Genomic DNA, 17,976 nt, shown 5'->3' with positions numbered 1-17,976 from the left:
TATGAAAAAACAGACAGTAATATTAGCTATTTTATCGATATTAGTACTTATTGGATGTGGATATAAGCCCTCATCTCATTATGCCAAAGATAAGATTCAGGGTAAAGTGTATGTTGATATATTTGTTGATGTTATTGACCCTAAAAACTCGGTTATTATAAAAGATGCCATGAGTGAAATTGTAGTCAATCGATTTGATTCACAATTGGTATTTGATAAAAGTTTGGCCGATACTTTACTGTATGTAAAACTTGATTCGGTCTCAATGGGTGTGGTTCAGTATGATAATAAAGGGTACATTAAACTCTATCGAGCAACCGTGACCATCAGTGTCAGCTACGTTGGACCAGGTGGAAAAGGAAAAGTACAAGTCAGCGGTACGTATGATTTCTCTGTAGATGGAACAAATGAGATTTCAGAAGCCAATCGATTTGAAGCAGTAAGACAAGCTTCTGCAAAAGCTTTGGATGAAGTCATTTCAAAACTTGCCATTGAAACATTCCGAAAAGAGAAAACAATGGATGAAGAACCACTCAATGAAGAAACTTCAAAATAGTTTGAATTTGGAAGCGTTTTTAGAGCAAAAAAGTCTCTACTACGATAAGATAGACTTTAATACCATTAAAATCGCATGGGAGTTTTTACGACTTTACGTGAAACTCCCATATGTGATTCATATTGTAGGTACGAATGGAAAAGGAAGCACGGGAAGGTTTTTGGCACATTATTTGGTCAAATCGGGCTTTAAAACGCTTCACTACTCGTCACCTCATATTCAAAAATTTAATGAGCGCATATGGATTAATGGGGCAGATGTCAGCAATGAAGTTTTAAATGAAGCACACAATCAACTCAAAGATATACTTCCCGCTGATATTATTGAAAAACTCACCTATTTTGAATATACCACGTTAATAGCACTGCTTTTAAGTTCACATTTGGATTATTTGGTTTTAGAAGCAGGGCTGGGTGGAGAGTACGATGCAACCAATGTTGTCATCAATGATTTAAGTTTGATTACTGCCATTGATTTAGACCATCAAAGCTTTTTAGGTGACACCGTTACTGAAATTGCCATAACCAAACTGCGCGCGTGCGATAATAAAATGATTGTCAACAAACAAACGCATAAAGAGGTTTATGAAGTGGCTTCATTATACAATTATACTGAAGCCAAAAAGTTTGATACCTCTTCTCTTAAAAATTTCCCTACGTATTTATATGAAAATCTCAATTTGGTGTTAACTGCTTTGGAGTATTTAAACATTGAAATTGATTTGAAAAAATTTGAAGATGTCCAACTCTTTGGACGATGTCAAAAAATTGCGCCTAACATCACCATTGATGTAGGGCATAATCCTTTAGCCGCATCGGTCATTGTTCAAGAGTTTATCCATAAAAATGAAAAAATTTCATTGGTCTATAACAGTTTTGAAGACAAAGATTACAAGAAAGTTTTGGAAATCTTAAAACCCATTATTGAAGAACTTTTTATTTTAGAAGTGGATGATAAACGTATTGTAAAAAAAGATATTTTAATGCAAACGTGTGAAAATTTAGGTATAAAATATGATGATTTTACTATCATAGAAGAGTCGAAAAACTATTTGGTGTTTGGATCATTTAGTGTAGTAGAAAAATTTTTAACCATTAAAGAAGAAGATGAAAAATAGATTAATCATAACCGTATCCGATATAAATGGAACAAAATCGTATAATATACATCAGTTTATTAAGAAGAGTGTTAAAGTCATTGTACCCCTGTTTTTAGTCATATTAAGCGGGGCTTTTTGGTTTATTTCTGCATTAAAAGAAGATATTACAGAGATAAAAAAAGAGAAAGAGTATAAAATAAGGGTATTAGAGGAGAAAGAGAGCAAATTAAAAGCTCAAAATTCAATGTACTCTATGCAAATAAAAGATAAAATAAAAGATATTGATGAATTGGGTTCCAAACTTGATGATATTGAAGAGTTAATTGGTATCAAAGGTAATGACACTTCTTCTTTAATCCAAAGAGCCACATTGGCTCGAATGGATACAACACAAAAAATGTTTATGCTTCAAATTATTCCAAGTGGAAGTCCTCTTGCAGAGGTTGCCGTTACGGCAAGTTTTGGTTACAGAATACACCCTGTAACACACGATAAAAAGTTTCACAGAGGAATTGATTTACGAGCAAAAATGAGAACACCAGTGCATGCAACGGCAGATGGGGTAGTAAAATATATTTTAAATAATGACAGAGGCGGTTTTGGACGAGTGGTTATGATTTTGCATAATTATGGTTTTGAAACGGTTTATGCTCACTTAAACTCAATAAAAGTTAAAGTGGGAGATGTCATCAGAAAAGGTCAAATTGTAGGTTTAAGTGGAAACAGTGGACGAAGCACTGGACCTCATTTACATTATGAAGTAAAATATGCAACAAAAATTTTAGATCCATGGGATTTTATAAAATGGAATATTAAAAATTATGAAGCTATTTTCCAAGCACAAAGGAGAGTTGAGTGGGAATCTTTGGTCGCAATGATAAACAGTCACAAGAACAAACTGGCGCAACAGTAATTCCTCATGGTACTCACATTATTGGGGGAATCAATACGCGAGGCACCATTCATATTGATGGAAAATTTGAAGGTGTTATTACCATGGCAACCTATGTGATTATTGGTAAAACGGGTGAGTTTTACGGAAAAATTGAGGCTGAGAATATGTCAGTTAATGGTTATGTCGATGGAAAAATCGATTGCGATGAGATTGAGATTTTATCCCATGGAAAAGTGCGAGGTGATTTGAAATACAATCACTTAACTATTGAACCTAATGGTTTGTTTGAAGGGCAAGGAAAAGTCAAAAACTACACCTTAAGCAGTCGATACAAACACGTAACGGAAAGCATTCAAGGTAAAATAAGCCACGATAAATAAAAAGCCATGAATGATATTGAAAAAAAACTTCAAGCGCTTTACTTACAAAAAGAGGAAATCTTAAAAGAGATTGCCCTCTTAGAAGAACAAATCAACACCAAAAAAGAGTTTTCCAAAGAAGAGAAAATTGAACTTTTTAAATCTTTATTTGTAGGAAAAACCGATATTTATGCTAAAAAATGGGTCAGTAAAGATACCAAAAAACAAGCTTATTTCCCTGTAACTCGTACATTTAAAGGAGAAGATTATCTGCCTTTGAGCAATGAAGCCATTGAGCAACATTTACGTGGCAATGAAGAGTTGGCAACGTATTCGATTATTGCATCAAATCTGTGCAATTATTTGGTTTTAGAGATCATTGAAGCCGATTTATATAAAATCAAAATGGGGTTAAATCAGTTAAAAATCAATGGTTATTTTGAACGAACAGCCAGTGGTGATTTTCATGTTTGGATATTTTTTTCAACACAAACAGAAGCCAAAAGAGCCAAAGAGTTGGGTGAAAAAATCTATAAACACAGCAATACTTCTGGGAAAATATATCCCAATCAAGCGTTTTCAAACCAGAGCAATTTGGGCACACCATTGGCGTTACCTTTGCAGTTGAAACTGCGTGATGAAGAGAAAACAGTTTTCATAGATGTGCTAACAAAACAGACCATAGAAGATCAATGGGATTATTTAAGTCATGTGACTAAAGTTTCAAGAATTGAGATTGAACATTTAACCTCCAACAGTGAAGATACGCCCCTTTTTATAGAAAATCATGAGAAAATTATTTTTCCTAATAAAACAATTAAAATGTATCTCAATGATTTTATTTACATTAACACCGTTGGTTTATCAAAAAGTTTGCTTAATACCTTAAAAGCAATGGCCTCTTTTGATAATCCCCAAGTCAAAATACTTTTACAGTTAAGGAAACCTCTGTTTAATGTCCCTCGTGTCATAAAATCGTATGAAGAGCACAATCAGTTTTTAAAACTGCCACGAGGACTTTTGGTTCAAATAAAAGAGCTTTTTCAAGCCAATGATGCACAATACAGCATTGAAGAGAGAAGATTTTTCCAAGCGGAGCAATTTGGAAAAGTTCTTTTTACATTACGAAAAGAACAGAATGAAGCCATCAAAGAGATCATTAAATATGATAATTGTATTTGTGTTGCACCTCCTGGTTTTGGCAAAACACTCATTGGGGCAAAAATGATTGAATTAAGAGGGTGTAATACATTAATCGTGGTCAATAAAAACATGCTATTGGACCAATGGATTGAACGATGTGTTGACTATTTTAATATGAATAAAAAAGAGATTGGCTATTTGGGTAAAGGGAAGAATAAACTCAATAAAAAGCTGGATATAGCCACCATGCAAAGTTTAAAAAATACACCTGAATTGGTAGAAAATTATTCGTTTGTGATTGTGGATGAGTGTCATCATATTCCCGCTGTTACCTTTGAGCAAATCATCAAAGGGTTTAAAGGAAAATATATTTTAGGTTTGAGTGCCACACCCAATAGAAAAGATGGTTTAGAACCCATTTTATTTCAACAATTGGGTCAAATTGCTTATGAGTTTAAAAAGAAAAAGACCTACACCAATAAGGTGAAAATTGTTAAAACCGATTTTGAATCAAATTTAGACAATTATGCCAATATTATTGGGCAAGTATGTCTGGACAAAAAAAGAAATGCTCAAATTATCAAGGAAATCAAACAAAACAGTCAACGTCATATTTTGGTTTTAACCGACAGACTTGAACATATCAGCGAATTAGAACAACTTTTAGAGCAAGAGGGGATGACTTTTTTAAGTGTACATGGAAACCAAAGTAAAAAAGAGCAATCTGAAAATATGCAGTTGGTGCAAGAGGCAAAGTTAATCCTTGCTACCACCTCCTTTTTTGGGGAAGGGATAGATTTTCCTCATTTAAACACCATAATTTTTGCTACTCCTATTTCTTATTATGGTAGACTTATTCAATATTTAGGACGTATTGGAAGAGATGGACAAGATTGTTTGGCCATTGATTTTTTAGATACAAAAAATGCGATGCTTTACTCTGCGTATAAAAAAAGGAAAGAGGGGTATAAACAGATGCATTATACATTATTAAGGGAATTTTAGATGTTAGGAATTATTGTTGCAACTATTTTTATATCGATTGTTGTCAATTTATTATTAAAAAAATTACACTTGCCTACTATCATTGGTTACATTGTTACAGGTACTATTATTACCTATGCGTTTGGTCTTCATGAAGCTGTAGATAATCATGAATTAAAAGAGATTGCAGAGTTTGGTATTGTTTTTTTAATGTTTACCATTGGTTTGGAGTTCTCTTTTGACTCTTTAATGAGAATGAAAAAAGAAGTTTTTTTAACAGGAACACTTCAAATTGCGGTGACCACTCTTTTTGTCTATTTTATCAGTTATTATGTTTTAGGTTTTGATTTTAAAACCTCCATGGTTTTAGGAACAGCTTTGTCCTTGTCTTCAACAGCCATTGTTTTAAAAACATTCAATGAAACACGCGAAATCAGTAAACCTTACGGACGAAGAGTGCTTGGGATATTGATCATGCAAGACATTGCGGTCATCCCTATTTTATTGATGATTACAATTTTTACTGCTTCGAGTGGAGAATCGGTTGTTCATTTGATTTTTCAAACGACCATTGCTGCATTTGCTTTGATTACTATTCTTTTTTTAGTGGGGAAATATCTTTTAGAGCCCTTTTTTGAACACGTCAGTAAATCAAAATCGGATGAATTGTTTGTGGGATCGGTTTTATTTATAGCCATTGGTGCTTCGTATATTGCCCACTATTTTGGCTTTTCCTACTCACTTGGAGCTTTTGTTGCGGGGATGATGATTTCTGAAACCAAGTTCAAACACCAAGTTGAAGCCGATTTGACTCCTTTTAGAAATTTGCTTTTGGGTGTCTTTTTTATTACAGTGGGAATGCAAATCAATTTTGCCATTATTGCACAATATTTTTTCACCATTGTAATTTTATTGCCCGTACTTATTGGCTTAAAATACGTCATTATTTATGCCATTGTTCGAGTCGATGACACCAAAAGAGTCGCTTTTAAAACGGCTTTGTCTTTGGTACAAATTGGAGAGTTTTCATTGGCAGTTTTAGAACTTGCCCGAAACAATCATCTTATCAGTCCCATCTATTCGCAAGTGTTGATTGTAACGATTGTACTTTCAATGATCTTAACGCCCATCGTGCTTAAAAATCTTTCAAGAATTGCAGCAAGTTTGGTGCCAGAAGACAGTATGATGGTATGCAATGCCTTACAAGTTGAACACGATACCAAAAATCATATTATTGTTTTAGGATATGGGAATTTGGGACAAGAGGTTGTCAAAGAGCTTAAAAAAGATGAAAAAGAGTATTTTATTATTGAACACAATTTGAAATATTTTGAAGTGGGACAACAACAAGGTGAACCCATTTTATTTGGAAACGCGGCACATAAACACATTTTGGAGTCGGTTAAAATCAAACGGGCATCGGCGATTATTGTGGCGATTGACAACCCTGAAAAACTTCATTTGATTTGTGAAGTCATTAATGATTTGACAAAAAATATTAAGACCATTGTAAAAGTGATTAAATGTGAAGAGAAAGAGGCATTAAGTCCACTTCATTTAAAACATATTGTCGTGCAAAACTCTGAAGTGGCAAAAGCATTGGTTAAAGAGATTAGGGAGATATAAAAGGCAAAAAAGAGTTACTCTTTTTTACCTTTTGAATTCTCAATATAACGCTCTTTTTGTGCCATTTTTATTTTTGCTATATCTACAATAATAAAACCATCAATGCAATCTGAAAAGGAAGCATCAACGTTAAAACCTAAAAACTTAATGCCATTCTCTTCACACAATTCACTGTACTGTTTATATAGAGTTGGAACCGTCACTTGCATATTTGACAAAGCAAATTTGAGGTTTTTAAAATCTTTTTTGGCATTGTCTAAAGAGAAAAGTTCTTGTAAATCCACCACGGAGTTGGTGTATTGATACGGTTGCATAGGAGATACGAGTTTTTCATTATTTTGATAGTAGTGCGTGTAGTAAAATACAATCAAATCTTTGGCTGTTTTAGGGTAGTTACTGCTTAAACTCACTGGTCCAAACATATATTGAATATGAGGATTGCTTTTTAAATATGCACCAATTCCATACCATAAGTAGTCCAAGGCTCGTGTACCCCAATATTTTGGTTGCACAAAACTTCTTCCCAATTCGATTGAATTTTCAAGTTTAGGCAAAAATTTTTCATTGAATTTAAAAAGGGTATTGGAATAAAAACCATCAATTCCTAAAGACTCTCGTATGAAATTGCTCTCTCCAATTCGGTATGCTCCCACGATTTCAAGCTCATCTTCATCCCAAAGGATAATGTGCCGATAGTAGATGTCATATTTGTCGGTATCTCTTTTTTTATTGACCCCTTCCCCCACTTTTCTAAAACTGATCTCTCTTAATCGTCCCAACTCTTTTAAGACAATAGAGTCATCTTTGTAGTCATACAAATAGATTTTTTTGCCATCATTGGTTTGACCTATGAGTTGTGAAGCTTTGAGTTCTTCTTTAATTAATCGCCGATCTTGCGGTCGGGCAATGGCTTTTTGCGTGACAAAAAAAGATTTTCTGCTCTTTTTAAGAGAATAGAGATGTTTTTTATACAAATTGATCAAATGTTTTTTCTCTAAACCTTTAGGTGCAATAAACTCATTGGGAATAATTTCACCCACTTTCATGTGCAGGTTTTTTGATTTTTTATTGAACATTTCATGCGATAAAAGCAGCGTTGAGAATGTTTTGTTAATCACGGAAATGGTGTAAAAAGTTTTAGAGTTTTTCCCATCAACAAGAATAGGCAAAATAGGTGCATTTGAGTTAATGGCAAAGTTTAAAAACCCTTTATTCCATACGGGATCTTTGACCCCTTTTGCTCCAACGCGACTCACTTCCCCTGCTGGGAATATAATGATGGCTTCTTCATTATTCAGTGCTTCATAAATGGTTTTAATATCTGATTTTGATTGTTTGAGTTTATAGTTATCAATAGGAATAAAGAGTGATTTTAGTGCGTCAAATCCTGCTAAAAAATCATTGGCAATGATTTTGACATCTTTTCTGACTTGACTGATCATTTTTAAAAGACATAAAGCATCTAAGCCACCTAAAGGGTGATTGGCAATGATAACGACTTTTCCTGTTGTGGGGATGTTTTCTAAATCATTGCTTGAAACAATATAATCAAAATCAAAATATTCTAACACCGCATCAATAAATTCAAACCCTTTTAAGTGGGCATTTTCTACTAAAAAGGTATTAATAGTATCTTCATGAACTATCTTTTTGGCTATTTTCAGCAGTGATTTTTTTAATACCGAACTGTCTTTTTGCAAAGCAGGAAATTTTTTTAATATCTCTTTTTCTACATCTATCATTGGTGTTTTGTCCTTAAATTTCAAAAATTCTATAGAATATTGGTTACAAACAAGTTACTTTGTATCAAGGCTTGTTAAATCATTAGTTTCTTTATGTTAAAATCGCGTTTATAAAAATACAGAGGATAACCATGAATAAATCAATCGTATCGAATTTTTTAGCACTGATTTTAGCAATCGTTGGGTTTATGCTGCACAATGAAGCTCTTTATATGATTGGACTTTTTGCACTAAGTGGTGCATTAACCAACGCCATTGCCATTCATATGTTGTTTGAAAAAGTGCCTTTTTTTTATGGAAGTGGTGTGGTAGAGAACCGATTCACTCAATTTAAAGAGGGGATTCATAATTTAATGATGAATGAGTTTTTTACCAAAGAGAATCTTCAACGTTTTTTTGAAGAAGAAGTCACTTCAAAAAAATCGCACTTTAACATGACGCCTATTTTAGAAAAAACCGATTTCACACCAGCCTTTGAATCACTCAAAGAAGCAGTCATTCAATCCCCTTTTGGTGGAATGCTTGGAATGTTTGGTGGAGTTGCAGCCTTAGAGCCTTTACGAGAACCGTTTATTCATAAATTGCAAAGTGCAATTGTGAAAATATCGCAAAATGACTCTTTTCAACAAGCTTTGCATGAAAGCCTAGGCAGTTCAAATGTCAGTGATGATATTTTTGAAAAAGTCAGTTCAATTGTCAATAAACGACTGGATGAACTCACGCCTAAAATGGTCAAAGAAATTGTGCAAAAAATGATAAAAGAACATTTAGGTTGGTTGGTCGTTTGGGGGGCATTTTTTGGTGGGATTATTGGATTAATCAGCACGTTAGTAATGTAAGGAAAGAGTTTGGACGTATTATTAGTCATAGAGGCAGTTGGCCTTGAAAATAAAGAAATTTTTAATAAACATTTAGTAAAAGAGGGATTCATTGCCGTTGAAGGTGAAGAGTTGGTTTATACGGGAAACTCAACAAGTACAACGTTTTCAACCAAAGCGTATATTTTAGAAGTGGTTAAAGTGGGATTGTCGAAAACCTCTTTTAAGTCGTGCAAATTGATTTTTCAACTCGATGAATTGCCGTTTCAAGCATTTAAATTTGATAAAACAACCAACGACTTTGAAGTTGCCCAATAATGCAAAATCTTTTCAGCTTTTTTAAGAGTAAAAACGATTGCCAACTGCTCATTGTCAATGATGACAAACAAGCACAAATGGCACAAGATGTTGTAGCGTATCACAATTTACACCCCTTTACACTGCCCGATTTCAGAGCCAACTTTGGTGATGATTTGTTGGCTTTTAGTGATGAATTGCAAGATATTACCAAAACACTCAATGACTATTATGCTTATAAAAAACAGAATAAAATCCTCATTGCTCCCATTCGTACTATCAGTTTTGCTATGCCAAAACAAGAGTGTTTTGACAGCTTTGAAATCAGTTTTGCACAAACTCTCAACCTTGAAGAGTTTAAAAGTAAGCTTTACAATTGGGGATACTATTTTGTCGATATTGTAACAAGTGAAGGGGAAGTTTCAATCCGTGGAGACATTATTGATATCTGTCCGCTTGGAAGTGAGATGGGGTATCGAATATCACTTTTTGATGATGAAATTGAGAGCATTCGACACTTTGATATTGAAGATCAAAAATCAAACAAAGAGGAGCTGGAGAGTTTTAAAATCAGTCCAGCTTTTTTGGCGTTAAATGCCGAAAGTTTTGAAAAAATCAACGATGAAATTCAAACGGTTAAAACCGATGCGTTTATTCAAGACATTCACTCTTTAGGGTTTTGGTATTTGGATGAATTGGGGGAATATTTACCTCAAAGACTCAACTCATATATCACTTCTGAAGCGTTAAGTGAACTGGATGAAGCCTATATTTTTGAAGAAAAAAGGGTTACAAAAGAGAAGTTTTTACTCACGCTTCAAATTCCAAGAAGTACAACGTATGCCCCAATTGCACCTACAAATGTCAAAGAGTTTTTAACTTTTCATGAGGGCAAAAAGTTTACTATTATCAGTGCAACTGAAGCCAAAGTTAAAGCCTTTGATTTAGAGTTAAGCAGTAAAAAAATCAATTACGTTTTTAAAGAGTATATGATTAATCTTGTCAGTGATGATGAAGTGATTATTTCACTCAACAAAGAGGTTAAAAAAAGACGAAAAAAACGGGTAAAACTTGTACTTGATGAACTTCAAGTGGGCGATTATGTTGTACATGAAGAGTATGGAATTGGACAATTTAAAGGCATAGAACCCGTTGTTGTAATGGGCGCTAAAAGAGATTTTGTGATTTTGCTTTACGCCAACGATGACAAACTGCTTATTCCTGTTGAAAACATTGATATTATTGACCGTTATGTGGCCGATGGTTCAAGTTATGCGATGTTGGATAAGTTGGGGAAAGGAAGTTTTGCCAAACTTAAATCCAAAGTTAAAGAGCGGCTTTTTGCCATTGCCAATGACATTATCAAACTTGCAGCTGCTAGAGAACTTGTCAATGGAATTCAATACGATGTCAGCAGTGAACAGCTCAATGCATTCAGACACAATGCGGGCTTTGAATACACCAAAGACCAAAATCGTTCAATCAAAGAGATGTTTGCAGATTTAAGCAGTGGTCGAGTTATGGACAGACTCTTAAGTGGAGATGTGGGCTTTGGTAAAACAGAAATTGCCATGAATGGAATTGTAGCAACCTTTTTAAACGGACATCAAGTCCTTTTTGTTTGTCCTACGTCATTGTTGACCAATCAACACTACAGTGGAATGAAAAAACGATTTGAGCCATTGGGAATCAAAATGGCCAAACTTGATGGAAAAACAAGTGCCAAAGACAAAGCGCATATCAAAAAAGGTTTGGCCGATGGTACGTATGATTTGGTTGTAGGAACACACTCCTTACTTGAAGTGCAAACCCATGATTTGGCATTGGTTATTATTGATGAAGAGCATAAATTTGGCGTCAAACAAAAAGAGAAACTCAAAAACTTACGAGAAGATGTGCACATTTTTTCAATGAGCGCCACGCCAATTCCACGAACGCTCAATCTTGCGCTTTCAAAACTCAAAGGAATGAGTTCACTTTTAACCCCTCCAAGTCAAAGATTGGGTGTGCGAACATTTGTTAAAGAGCACAGCGATAAACTCATTAAAGAGATTATTTTAAGAGAGAAAAGAAGAGGCGGGCAACTCTTTTATGTGCACAATAACATCGCTTCCATTGAAGCCAAACGAAAAGATTTACAAGAGTTATTGCCCAACATTAAAATAGAGGTAATTCACTCCCAAGTAACACCTGCGCATGCTGAAAAGATTTTGTACGATTTTGAAGAGGGAAATTTTGATATTTTATTGGCAACTTCTATTGTGGAATCAGGGCTTCATTTGCCTAAGGCCAATACCATTATCATTGATGGGGCAGATCGATTTGGAATTGCCGATTTACACCAATTAAGAGGACGAGTCGGTCGAGGAAGCAAAGAGGGATTTTGTTATTTTGTGGTTGAAGATAAAAAACGAATCACTCCCGATGCCATCAAACGACTGGTGGCTTTAGAATCCAATTCATACTTAGGAAGTGGAACAGCATTGGCACACCAAGATTTAGAAATTCGTGGGGGTGGAAATATTATTGGAGAAGCTCAAAGTGGACATATCAAACAAATTGGTTATGGTTTGTATCTCAAAATGCTTGAAGATGCGTTGGCCAGTTTGAGTGGTGATACCAAAACACAACATAAAAGTGTGGATATAAAACTTGCCATCAGTGCGTATATCAGCAGTGATTATATCACCGAAGACAGGGTTCGACTGGAACTTTACCGACGATTGAGTAAAGCTTTACACAATGAAGAGGTGTATGCCATTGAAGAGGAGATGGAAGACCGATTTGGACGACCAGATACTCCAACCAAACAGTTTATTGAGTTGATTTTAATTAAAATTTTTGCCATGAATAAAAAAATAAAAACGGTGTCAAGTTATGAAATGAACATCACTTTTGTCAAAGAAGATGAAACCAAAGAGACCATAAAATCTCCAAGTAAAGATGACGATGACATTATTGCCACGGCGTTAAAGTATCTGCGTAACATAAAATAACTTCTGTTTAGATTGCGTTAATATTCGATTTAAAAATGGTTTATATGGATCCCTTATAATTTCAGTATGACAATTTAAGGAGTCTATTATGAAACTACAAACAAAAATCTTATCAAGTGTGCTTTTAGCCTCTTGTTTGACAATTTCACTCAGTGCACAAATGCAACCCATGCAAGGTCAAAAAATGATGATGCAACAAAATGGCTGCTCAATGAAAATGGGCAAATCTTCACACGGGTTTATGCGAATGTTGAATAAAATCACATTAACTCAAGCGCAACAAACCGATGTTCAAAAAATTATGCGTGAAAGCAGAAAAAATATGCCTTCACGATATGAGGCATTTACAAATGATGGTTTTGATAAAGCAAAATATATCAAAATGGCACAGCACCAAAGAGAAAATATGATAAAATCAAGAGCAGAAACAATTGCTCAAATTTATGATATTTTAACCGCAAAACAAAAAGCACAATTAAAAGTTCTCATGGATTTAAAAGAAGAGAGAATGAAAGAAGGGCCAAATTTTGATCAAAATTGCTATGGTAGAAGATGACAGAGAGCTTGCCGAAGTTTTAATTCAATATCTTAAACAGTTTCACATAGAAGTGACCAACTTTGAAGAGCCTTTTTTGGCTCTTTCAAGTTTGCGTTTTAACAGTTATGATTTGATTATTTTGGATTTAAGTCTTCCTGGAATGGATGGCTTAGATTTATGTAAAGCCATACTCAAAGAGCATAATATTCCTATTATTATCTCTTCTGCACGAAGTGACATTACCGATAAAGTTATTGCCCTTGAATTGGGAGCTGATGATTACTTACCCAAACCCTATGACCCACGAGAACTTGAAGTTCGTATCAAAACCATCTTAAGACGGTTCAATAAAAATATGCAAAACAGCGTTGAACTTCAAAAAGATTTTGAGTTCGATGAAGCAAAAAAAGAGATTAAAAGAAAAAATGAAGTGTTGCGATTAACTGCTGCTGAGTATGAAGTCTTGTCGTTGTTGATTAAACGTGAAGGATTTATTGTCTCTCGAGATGATATTTTTGAAAATTCAGATTTATTAAACAGTGATTATGATAATGTTGGAAGTCTGGCCGTTATAATTAATCGAATCAGACAAAAAATTGAAGATAATCCGAAAGTTCCAAAGTATCTTCAAACTATAAGAGGAATGGGGTATAAATTTTTACAATGAAAAGAGAATCCATAATTTTTACACTGACCGTGAGTTTTATTGTCTCGCTTTTGTTTGTGGTTGCAAGTTTTTTGGTTTTGATGACACACAACTATAAAAACAATCAACACAATTTGAAAAAGAAGTATTCTCCCATTGCTAAAATGGTTCTAGAACACAATAAAAGACAAGGACTCACTCCTGATTTTAAAGCCAGTTTGGACGATATGGGCTTTGATTTTATTGATGATATCAATACGCTTCGAGGCATTACATATAATCCGAAAACGGTTGTTGAATTTGAAAAAAGTTTCAGAAATATAACCATACGGGTGTTGTCATTAAAAAATGTCTATTATCTCTATTTAAAACATGATGCTTCAACAAAAATGGGCGGAATGGAAGTCATTTTAAGAGACAATCAATCTGAACTTATGAACAGTTCATTGTATATTATTGCTGTTTTTGGATTGATTATCATTACGTTGATATTCAGTTATTTAACCATTTTGAAAAAACTCTATCCCTTAAAAATTTTGAAAGAGAAAGTGACTTCATTGGGTGAAGAGAATTTTGATTTTGAGTGTTGTAATACCACGGCTCAAGATGAGGTCTCTTTGTTGGCAATGGAGTTTAAAAAAGCTGCACAAAAACTTAACAATATCAAAGAATCCAGAAATGTCTTTATTCGAAATATTATGCATGAACTGAAAACGCCTATTACCAAAGGAAAATTTTTAACACAACTTCCTCATGATGAAAAAAACGATGAAAAAATGGTCAATGTCTTTAATCGATTAGAGAGTTTAATCAACGAATTTGGTTTAATCGAAGAGTTGATTTCTTCATCAAAAAATATGGAACAAAATTTTTATTATCTCAACGACATTGTAGATAATGCCATTGATGCTTTGATGATTGATGAAGATATTGTGGATATGCATTTTGATAATATCAAATTGCATGTCAATTATAATCTTTTCAGCGTGGCAGTTAAAAACCTTATTGATAATGGAATTAAACACTCAAGTGATAAACGCGTCACCATAAAAACTCAAGGGGAAGCAATTGTGTTTGAAAACAAAGGCAAAGCACTCGCCCATGAGTTAGAAGCCTATTTTGAACCATTTTTTGCCAGTGAATATAAAGACAAAGAGAGTTTTGGTTTGGGACTTTATATTGTAAACTCTATTTTAAAAGCCAATGCTTTTAAACTGGAATATGCGTATGAAAACAGTACCAATATCTTTAAAATAGTCAAAGTGGAGTCCTAGATTTGCTTTTTGATGTTGCAATCATTGGAGCGGGTGCAAGTGGTTTGATGGCTGCTGCACTTTTAAAAGATAAAAATGTCTGCCTTATTGATGCCAATGCAACCATTGGGGCAAAGATTAAAGTCAGTGGTGGAGCAAAGTGTAACATCACCAATAAATATCTGAGTGTTCACAATTATGTTGGTGATCCACACTTTATTGAACCCATTTTAAATGCCTTTGATCATCATGCTCTATTGAATTTTTTAAAAACAAATGGGGTGGAACCTAAAATTCATGAAAAGATTGTTAAAGGCACCTATTTTTGTAACTCCTCCAATGATGTTATTGCGATGTTTTCACGATTGACCCAACATGCGACCACTTTTTTAAATACCACTGTAACAGATGTTGAATTTAATGAACACTACTGTATTAAAAGCGAACATAAAACCATTGAAGCTAAAAAACTCATCGTGGCATCAGGTGGGCTTTCTTACCCTTCTTTGGGGGCAAGTTGTATTGCGTATGAGATTGCCAAAAAGTTTGGACATACCATTAAAACACTCTCTCCTGCATTGGTAGGTTTTACTGTACAAAGAGAGCAGTTTTGGTTTAAAAACTTAAGTGGAATCTCTTTAGATGCACAAATTCAAGTTGAAAACAAAGTTTATGAAGGCAGTTTGCTGTTTGCCCATAAAGGGTGTTCTGGTCCTTTAATTTTAAACGCCTCTTTGGCGTGGAAAAAAGGGAAAATGGTATTGGATTTTTTACCCAATAAAAAAGTAGAAACTTTTTTAAAAGGAAACCGACATATCAGCTCTGCTTTACCCCTGCCGAAAAGATTTTCATTGGAATTTTTGCAAGCCATTAAAGTTGAAGATAAACCCGTAAGCCAGTTAAGTAAAGAGGAACTTACACGACTTCATACCTTGAAGCATTATGAATTTTCACCGGCAGGCAATTTTGGATACACCAAAGCTGAAGTGACAAAAGGAGGTATTCATACCGATGAGATAGAGGGGAAAACACTGCAAAGTCTGTTTCAAAAAGATCTCTACTTTTTGGGTGAATGTTTGGATGTTACAGGAGAATTGGGTGGATATAATTTTCAATTTGCTTTTGCAAGTGCGGTAGTTTGTACACAAAAAATATAATTTTTTTTCTGATTTATAGGTCATTTATTATATTTTTGATATTATTGCCTAATTTAACAATATGCATAAAAGGTAAAAAATGTTTTTCCCCAATAAAAAATTACAAGATGATATTGTCAATTTATCAAAAGAGATTGAATCGCTTCAAAAAGAGATCTCTTTAAAGAATCAAAAAATTGAACAATTTGAAAAAGAGATTGCAACACTTCCAAAAACCAATGATGTTGAAAAAGTCAAAAATGAGCTTGAATTGTTCAAAAATATTGCTTCTTTATCGCAAGAAGAAGGATTGGTTGTTTTCTCTCCTGATAATGAACTCTTTTTTGCTAATACCGTTGCTCAAACGAATGTGAAAGATTATAGTATTGTTCTTAATGCTGCTTTAAACAAACAAGAACGACTTATTATGGATGATTGTGAAGCAAAAGTAGTCATTAAAAAGTATAAAGATTACTGTATTGTCTCTTTGAAAAAAACTTCGGTACATGACAATAAAGAGGGCGGTTTATTAGAGCGACACAATAAAAACATGACCTACTCTTTAAGCAATACACAAAGTACCTATCTTTCTCTTTTAGAAGAGTTACAATCTATGATGACAGAATCAAAAGAGACAGCTTCGGGTTCAACGGATGGGTTAAACCTAACACAAGAGATTGTTAATGATACAGGCAATTTACACACTCAAATTGAGATAGAAAATGAAGTAGTAAATTCACTGGTTGTTAAAGGGAAAGACATTTCTCAAGTGATTAATCTTATTCAAGAGATTGCTTTCCAAACCAATATTTTATCTCTTAATGCAGCAGTTGAAGCAGCTACGGCAGGAGAGGCAGGAAAAGGGTTTGCTGTTGTTGCTCAAGAGGTGAGAAACTTAGCAACAAGAAGTGCCGATGCAGCAAAACAAATTAAAGCTGTAGTCGATTCAATTCATGTGGAGACTCAAAGAATTAAAGAGAGTTCCGATGTGGTTGCTAAAGTTGTTAATGAGACAAAAGAGAGAGTCAGTGTGTTAAATAAACTGATGAAAAATTTCCAAAAAAATGCGAGCAGATCGGTCTATGAAGTTGAAAGTATTTCAAATAAAATTTTCATTAACTTGGCAAAACTTGATCACGTTATTTATAAAAATAATCTCTACCAACTCATCTTTGGGGGAGAACACAACTTTAAAGCCGTAGATCACCATAATTGTCGATTGGGTAAATGGTATGATACCGGTCTTGGACGAGAAGAGTTCAGTTTTGTTCCATCTTATAAACATTTAGAAAAATATCACCATCAAGTACACCACGAAGCAAATCTGTTAGCAGAGCAGTGTTCTGGACATGAAGTCTCTTGTTCAAAACAACTCATTGAAGATAAAATATTCCAAGTTGAAGAGGGGAGTGAACAAGTATTTTATTATTTAGACAGAATTTTAGAAGAGAAAAGTGAAGCGGTGATGAAACGAGCTGCAAAAGATTTATTTGTTTAATTAGGAGCAAAACATGGAGAGAACATATAAAATAGCAATTATTGATGATGAAACAGAAATTCTAAATATGCTGAGTCGATTTTTAACGAAAAATGGTAAATTCAGTGTGACAACGTTTTCAAATCCAGTACATGGGGTGAGTGCAGTTGAAAGAGACGATTTTGATTTGGTTTTACTTGATATTATGATGCCTCAAATGAATGGACTTGAAGCATTGGAAAAAATAATGAAGAGTAAAGAAGATCAAAAAGTTGTCATAATGACGGCATATTCAACTTTAGACAGAGTGTTGAAGTCTCATAAAGTGGGTGCAACGAATTATGTGATGAAACCTTTTGATTCACTGCAAGCGTTAGAAACAAAAATAACAGAAGTGTTAAAGTCATAACT

At 34.1% G+C, this 17,976-nt stretch carries 16 protein-coding genes and 1 pseudogene; 16 read left to right on the top strand and 1 reads right to left on the bottom strand.

The genetic code is table 11. From position 1 onward, the window contains the following. Nucleotide 1: 1 nt before the first annotated feature. From lptE to ACNI3C_RS01495, 6 genes are read left to right on the top strand one after another with little or no spacing between them, the layout of a single operon-like run. Entirely contained in the window at nt 2–556 is a 555-nt protein-coding gene (lptE, locus tag ACNI3C_RS01520; protein WP_419770495.1) for an LPS assembly lipoprotein LptE, read from the top strand. Beyond that, nucleotides 522–1,673 (top strand): bifunctional folylpolyglutamate synthase/dihydrofolate synthase, encoded by a 1,152-nt coding sequence (locus ACNI3C_RS01515; RefSeq protein ID WP_419770494.1) that lies wholly within the window; start codon nt 522–524, stop codon nt 1,671–1,673. Before lptE ends, ACNI3C_RS01515 begins: the two co-directional genes overlap by 35 nt. After that, the gene (locus tag ACNI3C_RS01510) at nt 1,663–2,568 is read left to right on the top strand and encodes a M23 family metallopeptidase (protein ID WP_419770493.1); all 906 of its coding nucleotides are present in this window, start codon (nt 1,663–1,665) and stop codon (nt 2,566–2,568) included. The genes ACNI3C_RS01515 and ACNI3C_RS01510 overlap by 11 nt, the downstream gene beginning before the upstream one ends. After that, nucleotides 2,511–2,930, top strand: coding sequence for a bactofilin family protein (locus ACNI3C_RS01505; protein ID WP_419770492.1), 420 nt, complete (start codon nt 2,511–2,513; stop codon nt 2,928–2,930). The genes ACNI3C_RS01510 and ACNI3C_RS01505 overlap by 58 nt, the downstream gene beginning before the upstream one ends. 6 nt (nt 2,931–2,936) lie before the next feature. After that, nucleotides 2,937–5,057, top strand: coding sequence for a TOTE conflict system archaeo-eukaryotic primase domain-containing protein (locus ACNI3C_RS01500; RefSeq protein ID WP_419770491.1), 2,121 nt, complete (start codon nt 2,937–2,939; stop codon nt 5,055–5,057). Continuing rightward, nucleotides 5,058–6,662 carry a cation:proton antiporter gene (locus tag ACNI3C_RS01495; protein ID WP_419770490.1) on the top strand — a complete coding sequence of 535 codons (1,605 nt, stop codon included), beginning with the start codon at nt 5,058–5,060 and terminating at the stop codon, nt 6,660–6,662. A gap of 14 nt (nt 6,663–6,676) precedes the next feature. Here ACNI3C_RS01495 and olsF read toward each other — a convergent pair whose 3' ends face one another. Next, on the bottom strand, nt 6,677–8,404 hold the full coding sequence (olsF, locus tag ACNI3C_RS01490) for a bifunctional ornithine lipid synthase OlsF (RefSeq protein WP_419770489.1): 1,728 nt from the start codon (nt 8,402–8,404) through the stop codon (nt 6,677–6,679). A gap of 131 nt (nt 8,405–8,535) precedes the next feature. Between olsF and ACNI3C_RS01485 the strand changes: the two genes are divergently transcribed. From ACNI3C_RS01485 to ACNI3C_RS01440, 10 genes and pseudogenes are all read left to right on the top strand, one after another. Beyond that, the gene (locus ACNI3C_RS01485; protein ID WP_419770488.1) at nt 8,536–9,243 is read left to right on the top strand and encodes a DUF445 domain-containing protein; all 708 of its coding nucleotides are present in this window, start codon (nt 8,536–8,538) and stop codon (nt 9,241–9,243) included. A gap of 9 nt (nt 9,244–9,252) precedes the next feature. After that, nucleotides 9,253–9,540, top strand: coding sequence for a hypothetical protein (locus ACNI3C_RS01480; protein WP_419770487.1), 288 nt, complete (start codon nt 9,253–9,255; stop codon nt 9,538–9,540). Then, nucleotides 9,540–12,515, top strand: a complete 2,976-nt coding sequence (mfd, locus tag ACNI3C_RS01475; RefSeq protein WP_419770486.1) for a transcription-repair coupling factor — start codon at nt 9,540–9,542, stop codon at nt 12,513–12,515. Before ACNI3C_RS01480 ends, mfd begins: the two co-directional genes overlap by 1 nt. An 88-nt stretch (nt 12,516–12,603) precedes the next feature. Then, nucleotides 12,604–13,071, top strand: coding sequence for a Spy/CpxP family protein refolding chaperone (locus ACNI3C_RS01470; protein WP_419770485.1), 468 nt, complete (start codon nt 12,604–12,606; stop codon nt 13,069–13,071). Continuing rightward, a complete protein-coding gene (locus tag ACNI3C_RS01465) occupies nt 13,043–13,720 on the top strand; it encodes a response regulator transcription factor (protein WP_419770484.1) in 678 nt (225 codons plus the stop codon). Before ACNI3C_RS01470 ends, ACNI3C_RS01465 begins: the two co-directional genes overlap by 29 nt. After that, on the top strand, nt 13,717–14,973 hold the full coding sequence (locus ACNI3C_RS01460) for an ArsS family sensor histidine kinase (RefSeq protein ID WP_419770483.1): 1,257 nt from the start codon (nt 13,717–13,719) through the stop codon (nt 14,971–14,973). The genes ACNI3C_RS01465 and ACNI3C_RS01460 overlap by 4 nt, the downstream gene beginning before the upstream one ends. Nucleotides 14,974–14,975: 2 nt before the next feature. Continuing rightward, nucleotides 14,976–16,109: a BaiN/RdsA family NAD(P)/FAD-dependent oxidoreductase gene (locus ACNI3C_RS01455; protein ID WP_419770482.1), complete on the top strand. Its 1,134-nt coding sequence runs from the start codon at nt 14,976–14,978 to the stop codon at nt 16,107–16,109. 79 nt (nt 16,110–16,188) lie between these two features. Beyond that, nucleotides 16,189–17,127 (top strand): annotated as a pseudogene (locus ACNI3C_RS01450) (methyl-accepting chemotaxis protein); the annotation flags it as partial. A gap of 6 nt (nt 17,128–17,133) precedes the next feature. Continuing rightward, the gene (locus ACNI3C_RS01445) at nt 17,134–17,586 is read left to right on the top strand and encodes a CZB domain-containing protein (RefSeq protein ID WP_419771468.1); all 453 of its coding nucleotides are present in this window, start codon (nt 17,134–17,136) and stop codon (nt 17,584–17,586) included. Between the two features lie 13 nt (nt 17,587–17,599). Beyond that, a complete protein-coding gene (locus ACNI3C_RS01440; protein ID WP_419770481.1) occupies nt 17,600–17,974 on the top strand; it encodes a response regulator in 375 nt (124 codons plus the stop codon). The last annotated feature ends 2 nt before the right edge of the window (nt 17,975–17,976 follow it).

It is taken from the genome of Marinarcus sediminis (SeqCode) (assembly GCF_048571275.1).
GTDB classification, from domain to species: Bacteria; Campylobacterota; Campylobacteria; order Campylobacterales; family Arcobacteraceae; genus Marinarcus; species Marinarcus sediminis.
The sequence above is the reverse complement of the archived record's forward strand: the minus strand, read 5'-3'. Positions and strand labels throughout refer to the sequence as shown.

Coding starts and splice junctions, on each gene's coding strand:
- ACNI3C_RS01460 (WP_419770483.1), top strand. CDS start 13,717: ATGAAAAGAGAATCCATAATTTTTACACTGACCGTGAGTTTTATTGTC.
- olsF (WP_419770489.1), bottom strand. CDS start 8,404: ATGATAGATGTAGAAAAAGAGATATTAAAAAAATTTCCTGCTTTGCAA.
- lptE (WP_419770495.1), top strand. CDS start 2: ATGAAAAAACAGACAGTAATATTAGCTATTTTATCGATATTAGTACTT.
- ACNI3C_RS01445 (WP_419771468.1), top strand. CDS start 17,134: ATGAAAAATTTCCAAAAAAATGCGAGCAGATCGGTCTATGAAGTTGAA.
- ACNI3C_RS01495 (WP_419770490.1), top strand. CDS start 5,058: ATGTTAGGAATTATTGTTGCAACTATTTTTATATCGATTGTTGTCAAT.
- mfd (WP_419770486.1), top strand. CDS start 9,540: ATGCAAAATCTTTTCAGCTTTTTTAAGAGTAAAAACGATTGCCAACTG.
- ACNI3C_RS01485 (WP_419770488.1), top strand. CDS start 8,536: ATGAATAAATCAATCGTATCGAATTTTTTAGCACTGATTTTAGCAATC.
- ACNI3C_RS01500 (WP_419770491.1), top strand. CDS start 2,937: ATGAATGATATTGAAAAAAAACTTCAAGCGCTTTACTTACAAAAAGAG.
- ACNI3C_RS01470 (WP_419770485.1), top strand. CDS start 12,604: ATGAAACTACAAACAAAAATCTTATCAAGTGTGCTTTTAGCCTCTTGT.
- ACNI3C_RS01440 (WP_419770481.1), top strand. CDS start 17,600: ATGGAGAGAACATATAAAATAGCAATTATTGATGATGAAACAGAAATT.
- ACNI3C_RS01510 (WP_419770493.1), top strand. CDS start 1,663: ATGAAAAATAGATTAATCATAACCGTATCCGATATAAATGGAACAAAA.
- ACNI3C_RS01515 (WP_419770494.1), top strand. CDS start 522: ATGAAGAACCACTCAATGAAGAAACTTCAAAATAGTTTGAATTTGGAA.